17 protein-coding genes are annotated in these 12,790 nt (G+C 32.0%); 16 read left to right on the top strand and 1 reads right to left on the bottom strand.

The annotated features are described in order from the left end of the window. Positions 1–4: 4 nt before the first annotated feature. The 15 genes from M2372_RS13680 to M2372_RS13615 all read left to right on the top strand — a co-directional run bounded on the left by M2372_RS13680 (position 5) and on the right by M2372_RS13615 (position 11,283). Complete coding sequence (locus M2372_RS13680; protein WP_123320764.1) at positions 5–1,243, top strand: cation:dicarboxylate symporter family transporter; 1,239 nt, start codon at positions 5–7, stop codon at positions 1,241–1,243. A 102-nt stretch (positions 1,244–1,345) separates the two neighbouring features. Continuing rightward, a complete protein-coding gene (locus tag M2372_RS13675) occupies positions 1,346–1,861 on the top strand; it encodes a nuclear transport factor 2 family protein (RefSeq protein WP_123320765.1) in 516 nt (171 codons plus the stop codon). 50 nt (positions 1,862–1,911) lie between these two features. Further along, positions 1,912–2,634 (top strand): hypothetical protein, encoded by a 723-nt coding sequence (locus M2372_RS13670; RefSeq protein WP_123320766.1) that lies wholly within the window; start codon positions 1,912–1,914, stop codon positions 2,632–2,634. Between the two features lie 161 nt (positions 2,635–2,795). Next, on the top strand, positions 2,796–2,933 hold the full coding sequence (locus M2372_RS13665) for a hypothetical protein (RefSeq protein ID WP_165852192.1): 138 nt from the start codon (positions 2,796–2,798) through the stop codon (positions 2,931–2,933). A gap of 265 nt (positions 2,934–3,198) precedes the next feature. Further along, positions 3,199–3,333, top strand: coding sequence for a hypothetical protein (locus M2372_RS13660; RefSeq protein WP_259080891.1), 135 nt, complete (start codon positions 3,199–3,201; stop codon positions 3,331–3,333). Positions 3,334–3,512: 179 nt separating this feature from the next. Next, positions 3,513–3,791, top strand: a complete 279-nt coding sequence (gene groES, locus M2372_RS13655) for a co-chaperone GroES (protein WP_034696138.1) — start codon at positions 3,513–3,515, stop codon at positions 3,789–3,791. Between the two features lie 83 nt (positions 3,792–3,874). Then, the gene (groL, locus tag M2372_RS13650; RefSeq protein WP_123320767.1) at positions 3,875–5,500 is read left to right on the top strand and encodes a chaperonin GroEL; all 1,626 of its coding nucleotides are present in this window, start codon (positions 3,875–3,877) and stop codon (positions 5,498–5,500) included. 174 nt (positions 5,501–5,674) lie between these two features. Further along, on the top strand, positions 5,675–6,244 hold the full coding sequence (locus tag M2372_RS13645) for a hypothetical protein (RefSeq protein ID WP_123320768.1): 570 nt from the start codon (positions 5,675–5,677) through the stop codon (positions 6,242–6,244). A gap of 211 nt (positions 6,245–6,455) precedes the next feature. Beyond that, a complete protein-coding gene (locus M2372_RS13640) occupies positions 6,456–7,070 on the top strand; it encodes a hypothetical protein (protein WP_123320769.1) in 615 nt (204 codons plus the stop codon). A 21-nt stretch (positions 7,071–7,091) separates the two neighbouring features. Beyond that, a complete protein-coding gene (locus M2372_RS13635) occupies positions 7,092–7,256 on the top strand; it encodes a hypothetical protein (RefSeq protein ID WP_409013140.1) in 165 nt (54 codons plus the stop codon). A gap of 85 nt (positions 7,257–7,341) precedes the next feature. Further along, on the top strand, positions 7,342–8,028 hold the full coding sequence (locus M2372_RS13630) for a hypothetical protein (RefSeq protein WP_123320770.1): 687 nt from the start codon (positions 7,342–7,344) through the stop codon (positions 8,026–8,028). Positions 8,029–8,281: 253 nt separating this feature from the next. Then, complete coding sequence (locus tag M2372_RS13625; protein WP_185018912.1) at positions 8,282–8,443, top strand: hypothetical protein; 162 nt, start codon at positions 8,282–8,284, stop codon at positions 8,441–8,443. Positions 8,444–8,668: 225 nt separating this feature from the next. Next, a complete protein-coding gene (locus M2372_RS25640; protein ID WP_123320772.1) occupies positions 8,669–8,797 on the top strand; it encodes a DUF4062 domain-containing protein in 129 nt (42 codons plus the stop codon). After that, complete coding sequence (locus M2372_RS13620; RefSeq protein ID WP_123320773.1) at positions 8,788–10,152, top strand: hypothetical protein; 1,365 nt, start codon at positions 8,788–8,790, stop codon at positions 10,150–10,152. Before M2372_RS25640 ends, M2372_RS13620 begins: the two co-directional genes overlap by 10 nt. A gap of 189 nt (positions 10,153–10,341) precedes the next feature. After that, positions 10,342–11,283, top strand: a complete 942-nt coding sequence (locus M2372_RS13615) for an FRG domain-containing protein (RefSeq protein ID WP_123320774.1) — start codon at positions 10,342–10,344, stop codon at positions 11,281–11,283. Between the two features lie 138 nt (positions 11,284–11,421). Here the strand turns inward: M2372_RS13615 and M2372_RS13610 are convergent, their stop codons facing one another. Then, positions 11,422–11,646, bottom strand: coding sequence for a helix-turn-helix domain-containing protein (locus M2372_RS13610; RefSeq protein ID WP_068944690.1), 225 nt, complete (start codon positions 11,644–11,646; stop codon positions 11,422–11,424). Positions 11,647–12,167: 521 nt separating this feature from the next. On the opposite strand from M2372_RS13610, the gene M2372_RS13605 reads away from it, so the two are divergent. After that, a complete protein-coding gene (locus M2372_RS13605) occupies positions 12,168–12,698 on the top strand; it encodes a hypothetical protein (RefSeq protein WP_123320775.1) in 531 nt (176 codons plus the stop codon). Positions 12,699–12,790: the final 92 nt, after the last annotated feature.

Below are 12,790 nucleotides of genomic sequence, written 5' to 3'. Positions count from 1 at the left end.
CCCGATGAACCCTTTACAACCTCAGAAAACATTTACCGGAAAATACCTTAAAAACCTTACATTGTATGTATTTACAGCAATGATAGGAGGAGTATTGGCCGGCCATTACCTTCCTGAGGAAAGTATAAGACTGGGAGTGGTGAGCCGGTATTTTTTCATGATCCTGGAAACACTGATCCTCCCTGTTATATTTATGGCAGTCGCCTATGGAATCAGCCAGCTGTCTGAGCTCAAAAATGCCCGTAATATTGTATGGCAGACTATTTTATATTTCTTAGTGATCACTTCGATCGCCATAATAGTGGGTTTCGTTTTTGGATTAATGATGCAGCCCGGTTCTGATACAGGAATTGATATTACCAGAATCAATACATCCTTACCCAAGACATTTGAAATCAAAAATGATGGTCTGCCCAATCTTATCTATCTCAATAGGCATGGTATCTTTCTTTTCCTCTCTATTGTGATTGGTATTGCTATGAATCTTTCTTCAAAAAAAGAAAAGTTCCTGAATATATTGGATCAGGGTGTGAATATATTTTACACCGTCATTAAGTATCTTTACATCATTCTTCCCCTCATTATTTTCTGTAATATAGCCTATGGTGTTGCTGTATATGGCATCAATACCCTTCTTCCTTTGAGTAAGGTAGTTGCCACGGTATATATTGCTGATATTGTTTTCATTTTTGGAATTCTTGGGGCTGTTTCTTACCTCTTCAAGTTTAACCTTTGGAAATTTTTACTGAACATCAAAGAAGAAATTATCCTGGTGGTCAGTACCTCATCTTCTAAAACAGCCTTTCCTCTCATTTTTGAGAAAATGGAATCTGAAGGCTACAGCAGGAAAATTTTAAGATTTATTATTCCTTTAGGATATAATTTTAATCTTGCCGGAGCCTGTATCTATCTTTCCGTGACCTGTTGTTTTCTGGTTCAGTTTTATACGATCCCTTTAAGTTTCAATGATTATCTGTGGCTTTTTATCATCATTTCTATTACTTCAAAAACAGCCTCCGGTGTCCCAGGCTCAGGATTTTTGGCGCTTATTTTCACTTTGAACAGATTCGGAAAAATTCCGTTGACAGATATTGCTCTTCTCTATAGCGTGGATCGTTTTATGAATGAAGCCAGATCGGTAACCAACTTTATAGGAATTGCCGTTTCCGGGGCAGTGATTTCGAAAATAAATCAGGCCTCAAAGAATCATTTAACAGATAAACCCAGAACTGAAACATTGTGAAAAATTTTAGACATTGTTTTTTAAAACACTAACAATCAATATTTTTTCATTCTATTTCTGTATTTTTTGTAATTTGGATTCATCCAAACTCAACAGAAAATCATGAAAAATATCATTATAACGCTCATTATCTTTCTATTCGGATTTAACCTCACCTATTCGCAAACACAATCAGGCTCCGAAAAAGATAAAGCTGAACTCCATAAAGTGCTGGATACTTTTATGACCAGCTTAAAAACCAAAGACAGCACCAGCCTCTATCGCTTATTTTATGACGGGCCAGTAACCTGGGTAGGGGTTTATAAGGATAAAACCCAGCAGAAAAGAATTGAAAAAGACCCTAAATCTCCGGATCATAAAACAGCAGATTATAAATCCTGGTTCAGAAGCACTACTAAAGGATCTGTAAAAGAAGAAAAATTTTCTAATGTAAATATAGATACTGACGGCAGCATTGCTTCTGTAACATTTAATTTCAGTTTCTGGGCTGGAGGAAAAAAAGGTTTATGGGGCAAAGAATCCTGGGGACTTGTGAAAATTAAAAATGAATGGAAAATCACCAGTGTGATATTTTCAATGGAAAACGAAAATATTTCTCCTGAACCTCAAAAAGAATAAATAGCATTGTAACTTTTTGAATTTCAGATCAACTAACTAATAAAAAGATCATGAGAACATTTTTATTCCTTTTATTAGTGAGCAGCGTGAATCTCTTTTCACAAAAGTTTCTTACCCCAGAAAATGTACAGATCAATTCTAAATTGATCAAAGATGAAACATCAGAATCTGTATGGTATGCTGAAAATGCCGGTACAAAAATAGAAATCGGAAGTATCATTACAGAAACCAAAAAGCTGAACAAAACAGATCTTCTTATCAAAACAATAGTAAAAATGAAACAAGCTCCAGATGCTCAATGGACAGATTCCACTATTGTAAAAACTTCAAATTTTACCCCTGAGTATCATTCTTCTTATAACTCCATGCGGGACATGGTTCTAAAGTCCGGTAAAGATAAAGTGACCGGATATTATCTGGATAAAAAGTTGCAGAAAAAAGATAGTATCGATATTCCTGCAACCCAATATTTTGACAGCAGCAGCTATGCAATGCTGATAAGATTTCTTCCATTGCAAGAACACTATTCTGCCGAAATTTCTATTTTCGACTACAATCCAAAATCTGAGAAAAAAGGAATGATGAAGGCCTATATTCTGGATACCCAAAAGTCAGAATATAAAGGGAAACCGGTCTGGGTTGTGAAAACAAATGATGATATCAGTAACAAAACCACTACCACCACTTATTATATTGACACGATAACAAGAAAAATAGTAAAACAGGAAATGGATATGAGTGGAAGAAGAATGTTTTTAGAAATGACCTCATAAAAACAGTCATTCAAAATACCAATAGCAATTCCCTGTCTACAAACAGATTAACAACCTGTATTAAAAACATTTACCTTTGAATTAACAATAAAAACACAGGCTGTCAAAAAAACCTGATTGACATTAAATGTTCAGGAGCTAAAAAAACAAAGGTATTATATATGAAAAATGCAAAATTATTAAACAGAGATGCTCAGAAATCCATTAATGGAGGTTCTGCGAGAAAACTTGTTTGTTGTGATTATGATGACAATATGAAATGTATCCGCTGGATCGGACCAGGGCAATTTTGTCCATAGATCTGCCCTGATACAACAAATAATTATAAAAGCCGGAGATATCTTCCGGCTTCTCTTTTTGTCTTCCACCTCTTCTGAAATCAATACTGCTCCAAACAAACGAACAAGTATTAACTGATAACCAATAATTTATACTAAAAAAAACAATTAAAAATATATCACATATTAAGGAAAAAACTTATCTTTGATTTAATTAAACACCAAATGTCAAAATCCTGATTGACTTTAAACGTTCAGGAAGTATACAAATTAAATATTATTAACTATGAAAAATGCAAAATTACTAAGCAGAGATGCTCAGAAATCAATCAACGGCGGTGCAGCAGGACGTTATTGCTGTGAACGCAATTACAAAGGACAATGTATTCTATGGATCGGACCGGGACAACAATGTCCATAAAGCAGGATTCATAAAAATTAAACACTTACAATAAAAGCCGGAATTTTCCGGCTTTCTTATTTTATTTTTCTGCCATATTTTCACATTCGGGCTCAAAAGTCTGCCATTTCAGCCATCTACGCCTCATGGCATACATTTAGAGAATTACAACACAGAAATAATTAAAAAATAAATATATTATGTCAGTAAACTTTAAACCATTGGCAGACAGAGTTCTGGTAGAGCCAATCGCAGCAGAAACTAAAACAGCTTCAGGTATTATTATCCCGGATACTGCAAAGGAAAAGCCGCAAGAAGGTACTGTAGTGGCAGTAGGACCTGGTAAAAAAGATGAGCCTACAACTGTTCAGGTAGGTGACAAAGTTCTTTATGGAAAATATTCAGGTGCTGAATTGAAGTTAGAAGGTAAAGATTACTTAATCGTAAGAGAAGCTGACTTATTAGGAATTATTGGCTAAGATTTCAGATTAAAAAAATCAAATTAAAAAACTATTGTTAGCTGTCTAATATCTGACATCTAACATCTAATATCTAATCAAAAATGGCAAAAGAAATAAAATTCGATATTGAATCAAGAGACGCTTTAAAGAGAGGTGTTGATGCATTGGCTAATGCAGTAAAAGTAACTTTAGGTCCTAAAGGGAGAAATGTAGTGATCGAAAAATCTTTCGGTGCTCCACATGTAACTAAGGATGGGGTGTCTGTTGCAAAAGAAATCGAACTTGAAGACAGAGTAGAAAATATGGGAGCGCAAATGGTAAAAGAAGTTGCTTCCAAAACTAATGATATCGCAGGAGACGGTACTACTACCGCTACTGTATTGGCACAGGCTATCGTAAGAGAAGGTCTTAAGAATGTAGCTGCCGGTGCTAACCCAATGGATCTTAAAAGAGGAATCGACAAAGCAGTAACTGCTGTTGTTGAAAACTTAAAATCTCAATCTAAAACAGTTGGAGATTCTACAGAAATGGTAAAACAAGTTGCTTCTGTATCTGCTAACAACGACGAAACTATCGGATCTTTGATCGCTGAAGCTTTCGGAAAAGTAGGTAAAGAAGGAGTAATCACTGTAGAAGAAGCTAAAGGTATCGATACTACTGTAGACGTAGTAGAAGGGATGCAATTCGACAGAGGATACCAGTCTCCTTACTTCGTGACTAACCCTGAGAAAATGGTAGCTGAAGTAGAAAACCCATATATCCTTTTAGTAGAGAAGAAAATCTCTTCAATGAAAGAATTGCTTCCTGTTCTTGAGCCAATTGCACAAGGTGGAAAATCTCTATTGATCATCTCTGAAGAAGTTGAAGGTGAAGCTTTAGCTACTTTAGTAGTAAACAAACTAAGAGGTTCTCTTAAAATTGCTGCTGTAAAAGCTCCAGGATTCGGAGACAGAAGAAAAGCAATGTTAGAAGATATCGCAATCCTTACAGGTGGACAGGTGATCTCTGAAGAGCAAGGTTTCACTATGGAAAACATCTCTTTAGATATGCTTGGAACTGCTGAGAAAGTAACGATTGACAAAGACAACACAACTGTTGTAAACGGTGGTGGTGACGAAGCGAAAATCAAAGGAAGAGTAGCTCAGATCAAAGCTCAGATGGAAACTACAACTTCTGACTACGACAGAGAGAAACTTCAGGAAAGATTAGCTAAGTTAGCTGGTGGTGTTGCAGTTCTTTATGTAGGAGCAGCTTCTGAAGTAGAAATGAAAGAGAAAAAAGACAGAGTTGATGATGCTCTACACGCTACAAGAGCAGCTGTAGAAGAAGGTATCGTTGCAGGAGGTGGTGTTGCTTTAGTAAGAGCAATCTCAGCTTTAGACAACCTTACAGGAATCAATTCTGATGAAACTACAGGGATCAAAATCGTGAAAAGAGCTATCGAAGAGCCATTAAGACAAATCGTTGCTAACGCAGGAGGTGAAGGTTCTGTAATCGTTGCTAAAGTAGCAGAAGGTTCTGGAGACTTCGGATACAATGCTAAAACTGACGAGTATGTTCACATGCTTGAAGCAGGTATCATTGACCCAACTAAAGTAACAAGAGTTGCCCTTGAAAACGCAGCTTCTGTATCTGGAATGCTTCTTACAACTGAATGTGTAATCACTGAAGTAAAGAGCGCTGAGCCAGCTATGCCAATGGGTGGTGGAATGCCAGGAATGATGTAGTCTTAACTGCTATAAATAAATTAAAACCGTTCTGCTTTTTGTAGAGCGGTTTTGTTTTTTAGATTTATATTGAGTTTTTGTATATTGGGTTATCATAAGTAACTTTAATTATAAGTACAAAAGTCTAACTATGAAAAAAATATACGTAGTATCTCACAACAACATAATGCTATAATGAAACCCACAATTCTCTTTGTCTTTATTATACTAATATCTTACAGTTGTTCATTAGGTAAATTCAATAATGTTCCTGTTCAAAATGAAATTGATCTTTCTTTTAAAAAATTCTCTGAAATTAAGAAAGAAGAAATAAGTAAAAAATCAAAAGATATCACGCTTGGATATTTTTGGGAAATTGGAGAAGATATTTATCCAACTTTTGAAAAGCATATATTTGAAATTCCTAAATCTTATCAAAGAAATGAAAATAACTTCATTCTTAAAGTAGATTATTTTTTTACAAAAGATGACCAAACCCTATTCAAGTTCTATGAATGGAATGAAAATGAAAAAGCTGAAATATCTACTAATCAGTTTGATGAAAAATTCCAAGAAATCAAAAAATATTTAAATGAAAATCTTGGACAACCATACCTGGAAGTATATGAAGATTTGGAAAAATCTAAAGAAGAAACAGTAAGAGATGATATCAAATGGCAAAGTCAGAAATTGAATGCCTATCTATTTCGTTTTAGGGGAAAAAATGGGTTCGATCAAATAAGATTAGCAATTTATAAAGACTAAAGTAACAAGAACTACCCTTGAAAACACAGCTTCTGTATCTGGAATGCTTTTAACAACTGAATGTGTGATCACTGAAGTAAAGAGCGCTGAACCAGCTATGCCAATAGGTGGTGGAATGCCAGGAATGATGTAATAGCAAGTCGCTAAGACAAATTTAATATATAAACCGCTCTGCTTTTGTAGGGCGTTTTTTTATATTCGTAAAAAAAACATGAAAATCTTATTATCCATAATTTTCATAACTGTTTCAAATATTTTTGTTTCAGGTCAAAATAAAAATACCATAAGTTGTAAAATCACATACTTACCCACTATCCGATATGAGAATACCTCAACCAAAATATCAAAAAAGCAAGCAAAGAAAATAGACAGTTTAATTCATTTAAAGTCCTATACGATTGATCTTAATGACAATGATTTAAAAATGATAAAGGAACTGTATGAGAAAAATAATTTTGAAGGAAATAAAATTTACAAAATTTCTGAATCAGCATTTTTAAAATTACTTAAGGAAAAAGAAATCATTATAGATTTTAATAGTATAAAATCAATTTCAGAAAAAAGCATTACAGATTTACTAAGCTCAGTAATTGATGGTGCCCCTTTCACTCTAACAGCAAATACAAAAAATAGCTATTTAATCTATGAAGATAATTTTTCCGGAATGCCAAGCTTAAAAAAATTACAGCAGTATCTTATTTTTTATACTATTTATAATGAGAGAACTTTTTGTAAAAATAATAATGAGCTTGTCAAAAACTATTTTGGAAGAGAAAATTTAATGAAAAATATGATGTATTTCATGGAGAAAATGGAATCATATTAGCTAAAACACTAATATCTTCAAATGCTTGAAGCAGGGATCATTGACCCAACTAAAGTAACAAGAGTTGCTCTTGAAAACACAGCTTCTGTATTTAGAATGCTTCTTACAACTGAATGTGTTATCACTGAAGTAAAGAGCGCTGAGCCAGCTATGCCAATGGGTGGTGGAATGTCAGGAATGATGTAATAGCAAGTCGCTAAGACAAATTTAATATATAAACCGTTCTGCTTTTGTAGGACGGTTTTTTTGTATTTTTACCATAAAACAATCCATGATAAAAAGCATATTAATTCTTATTTTTTTCTTTATCTATAATCTCTCCCATTCTCAGTACTTTCCTTTTAAAAAGGAAAATAAATTTGATACCATAGCATACAAAAGAATTAGAGATTCTTTAATTGCTCATCCTGAAAAAAACACACTACAAACTGTAAAAGAAGAAAGTATTTTTTACAATAGTAAAGATGGAACAAGCATTATCATGAGCTATAATAAAAAAGGAGAAGGCTTCTTACAAATAACCAAAGGCTCCCATTGGACTATTTATTCTTATTTCAAAAACTTACAATTAAGTTATAAACAGGAAAATTTAGGAAGATATAACCCTACTGGCATCTGGAAAGAATACAATACAGAAGGAAAGCTATTAAAAGAAGAAGATATGGATGTTCAGTATGATGACAGACCAGAATTCATTGATAAGAAAATTAAACTTGTAAGCATAAGAAATATAGCAGCAAAGCTCAACACCAACTATCAAAAAAATATATTCAGTGACAATAATTTCTGGGACATTAAAACATCTATTGATACAAAAACAAATAAATGGGTATACACAATAAGTTTTTATGATGATCAAAAAGAAAATACCCTAAACTGTTTCTATTATGATGCTCATAATGGTAATTTCCTGAAAAAAGAGTCAATACCTCTTACAAAAGAAATTGATTTTCAATAAAATACACTTGAAAACGCAGCTTCTGTATCTGGAATGCTTTTAACAACTGAATGTGTTATCACTGAAGTGAAGAGCGCTGAACCAACTATGCCAATGGGTGGTGGAATGCCAGGAATTATGTAGTAGCATGTCGCTAAGACAAATTTAATATATAGACCGTTCTGCTTTTGTAGAGCGGTTTTTTTGTTTGTAAGGTTTCAGTTTTTTGGCAAAGGTAATACCTGGATTGATATCCTTGTCAAGGTTTAAAACCTTGACAAGGATACATACAACCAACAATACAAGTAAAAAAGTTGTCCTTGAAAACACAACTTCTGTATCTGGAATGCTTCTTACTACTAAATGTGTTATCACTGAAGTAAAGAGCGCTGAACCAGCTATGCCAATGGGTGGTGGAATGCCAGGAATGATGTAGTAGCAAGTGGCTAAGACAAATTTAATATATAAACCGTTCTGCTTTTGTGGAGCGGTTTTTTGTTTTATGGTTTCCCGTAAGGGAAAACCTTTTTAATATTTTAGTTTAGGAGGAAATTTATATACAAAATAACAATCTTCAAAAAATATAACATTAATTATATAAAATATTAATATAATATGTAGATTCGGGTTTTATTTAAAACACTAATAACTAAACAAATTCATGAAACCAAGAGTATTTGTAAGTTCTACTTACTATGATTTGAAACATGCAAGAGAAAAAATTGGGGAATTTATTGATAATTATTACTTAAAACTATCAAAAAAACCAATCATACTTCCATGGATATAAGTTCTAAAGATTTCAAACAAATTTTAAATGGTACATCTATACAAGATAAACTATTCTCATATATTGTACAATATGAGAGTGATAAAATCATATTAAATGGAGATTTCAAATTAAGTGATGATATTATTTTTGAAGAAAATGAAATTTATGACAAAGAAATTATTTTTGATGGAGGCACATATAAAAACATAATTTTCCTTGGAGCAAAGTTCAATAAGGTTTTATTTCGTAGAGGTGATTTTAATGGTTTTGTAAGTATTAGAGGCGGAACTATCAAAAACTTAATTTTACTAGGCGGCAATTTCAAACATTGGCTTGGCACGCTTGATGGAACTCTTAATAATGAAAATGAAGTTTTGAAAACTAACCAAAGCCTTATAATAAATAGATTTGAAATTGAAGGTGGAAGTTATACTAATAATATTTGGATTTCAGGCGGTGATATTGGTAGTTTAGAAATCAAATGCGTTACCCCTGTTAAAATTCATTGCTTACCCAATGATGATAAATTTTTTGATATCAAAACAAATACTTATACTAAAAAGTATTCTTCAAAACCAAGAATAAAGAATTTTCTAATTTCTCGCTATTCAAATAGAGATACCTTCTATCATTTAAGCGAATTAGATTTAGACACTTTAAAATTTGAAAACTTTACAAATATTGGAAATATAACAATTTCGAAAATTTCAATTTCGGAGTCGTTATCCTTTGAAAATTCAGATTTGGGTAAAACAACATTTATTGACTGTAATTTTTTTGATCAAAAAATGATATTCGATTCATCAAAAATTACAGAAATAGCTCTTGCAGGGACATCTCTACCTAATCCTATAAACATAGATAGTACAAATACTGATAAAACATCTCAACAGAAACTTGCTCTTAGCCAAATAAAGAAAGTATATCAGAATATGGGAGATAATCTAACTGCAAGCCAATATCATACTGAAGAATTAAACACATATTTAAGTACATTAAGCTGTGGAGCTGAAAAAATTAATTTAAGTCTTAATAAATTTACAAATAAGCATGGCCAAAGCTGGGAAAGAGCATTATTACTTTTATTTGCGACAACAATTATATTATATTCATTATATTGTAATAGCCTAGGCTTCAAAATTAATTGTAAAAGTAATGGAGTTAATTATTTTTGGAAAAATGCAAGTTATCTACTAGAATTTCTAAACCCAATTAGAAAAAGTGACTTTTTACCAAAAATTTTGTTAGATAAATCAGAATCAGAAATTTCTCCTACAAGTATTGTCATTGATAATATATCAAAAATAATAAACTCATATTTAATATATCAATTTGTTGCTGCATTTAGAAAATTTGGAAAAAAGAGCGAATAATAATTAATAGTATTGTAAAAATTCAATGGAATAATCCATACTATCTCTATACATTACAAATTCAGTCATTAAACCAATTACTAAACGATCACATCGTATAGCTTTAGTTTTTTTAGATTAAATTATTAGAATTTTTAATCTATAATACTAATACAACATGAAAAAGACTCGGATTAAAAGCAAAATAATATGAAATTAGAAGAATATAAAACATTTGAAGAGAAAAAAGATTTTTTTAAAAATGGTGATTCGAAATTGGATAAAAATGTTCAGAAAATATTTGAGCTAATCAAAGGTTTTCAAGAGACAGGAAGTGGCTTTATATACAGAGGCTGTGGAGAAGCCAAATATAAATTATATAATTCTGCTCAACGAATGTATATAAATCAAGAACTGCACAAACAGGTAGCTGATGATATGATCAGCGAACATTATAAAGACTTTATATCAAACTTAATTTCCGCAACAAAGAGATGGAATAATGAGGTAGTTAAAAAACTTTTGATAAATTCAGGAATTGATGAAAACAATGATTTAGCTTATCTAAGTTACATGCAACATTTTGGTGTTCCAACACCATTTTTAGATTATACTAATAACCCATATGTTGCTTTATTTTTTGCTATAGATGGTATAAATTTTACTCCTAGTGATAACGAAATCGACAATTATTTTTCACTATATTTCACTTATAAATCGAATACAGCATTTTTAACCTGGCAAATGGTTTTTGATAAAAATATCAAAGAAAAAGATATTTCATATGAATCAATTGATTTAAATTGTATGAGTATAATATTACCTGAAACCGAATTTTATAAAATTTTTAATAGTGCAAATATCATTAATCAAGAGGGGTTATTTCTATTTAATAATCATCCTTGGTATCCTTTAGAAAGAACTTATAAAGAAGATGTAGAGCATACTAAAAGTTCTCTTGGGGAAGATAAATTTAATGAATTAATGATTCTAGATACTGTTTCAGGCTGTATCAATATACATAAATCATTAATTCCTGCAATAAGACTTAAATTAAATGAGATGGGAATTACAGCAAATTACATATATCCAGATATGGTTAATTTTAAACATACAATTATCAACGATGGAATATTGAAAAGTTTAAGTTAACAATTTATATTAAATTATTATAGATAGTAAATATTAAGTAATATTGGAAAATAAAACCAATCTATTTAAAACTAATCTATTTAAAACTAATCTATTTAAAACTAATCTCCGAAGTCTGAAGACTTCGGAGATTAGTTTTTATTCTATTTTAAAATCAAACAATTCTTGAGGATGAACTTCTAAACCTTTAGCTAATTCCTGTATTGTTGAAATCCTTAAATCAACTTCTCCTTTTTCAATTTTACTGATATTACTATGGTCTACGTCACATTTTTGAGCTAACTCCCGATAGCTTAATCCCATCTTCTTTCTAAATTTTTCAACTCTTTTCCCAAAAGCTATTCGAAATTCAATTCTATCCATTGCAATACCATTATCAGAGCAATTTGGAAAGTTTACAATAAAAAAATGTAGTTGAATTAACCTACAGTTCAAAAATTATATTATATTTGTACAATAAGCTACAATAAATGTAGCTTTGCGATACTTCAAAGAATAATTAGAAGCTATTGCTTAGAATCTCGACTTGAAAACTGGTAATTTAAAAGTACACGAGAGGATAAGTAAAAGGCTCACGACCTAGGCGTGAGCTCTCTTATCTGTGTACAGGTATACCAGTACCTCAAGTCGGATATTGTAGAGTCTCATGCCGTTTTTATTTTCATGCTGTTCTGCTTTTCTACAATCATCTTTTTCTAAGTCTGCTTTACAACATAAAGTATCATGATACAGTACAATGGGGTGTACAATCCATTGCGGCTTTCGGGCTTTTAGAAAACACAAATTCTAACCTATTCATTCGGCTTGTATAGACAGGAAGTTCAGGCATTGCAGGGCTTACTTCTTTACTGCCGGTAAAATCGTACAACAAAAAATACAAACTCATGAAAAAAAACAAAACAGACTTTCAATCCCGGCTTGGGAAAGGCCTGAAGAAATATTACGAGTTACAGCAGATGGAAACATTTTTTCAGCTTAATGATCTGGCAGCAACCAAAGAACTTTTAAACACCATCATGAGCTATGCCCTTAAAAGAAATAGCTGGATAAAAGAAGAACCTTCTTTCATTTATCATTTTCATCAGGCGATGCGGTCATTTGTCCGTGCAGGCTACTTTTTAATGTTGAAGGAAAAGAATTTGTTTGTCAATATTCAGTTGGAAGATGTTTCACCATTGGGTCTTGGCTTACTTTCGGAGAAAGAATATCAAAATCCGCTGCTGGTCTTTAAAAAAGCTTTCAAAGAATACAGTGTTAAGGAATTTGATTATTTTATTTCCGGAATGGTATATTTCTCACTGGGCATCTATGACAACCTACCGGAAAGGAATATGATAAACCCATACATTCATCTGATTAAAATGCTGGATGCAGCGTACCTCATTATTGAAAGGAGACGAAAAAATAAAAGATAACTAGGTAAAATCATGTATAACAAAGGTTCTGTATCAAGGGTAACATATTTTTCTACTTCAGTTAAAATTTGTAATTTAACTTAAAGTTTTAG

The organism is Chryseobacterium sp. BIGb0232 (assembly GCF_024810195.1).
GTDB classification, from domain to species: domain Bacteria; phylum Bacteroidota; class Bacteroidia; order Flavobacteriales; family Weeksellaceae; genus Chryseobacterium; species Chryseobacterium pennae.
Note: the sequence above shows the minus strand (reverse complement) of the source record. Positions and strands in the feature narration are given on the sequence as shown.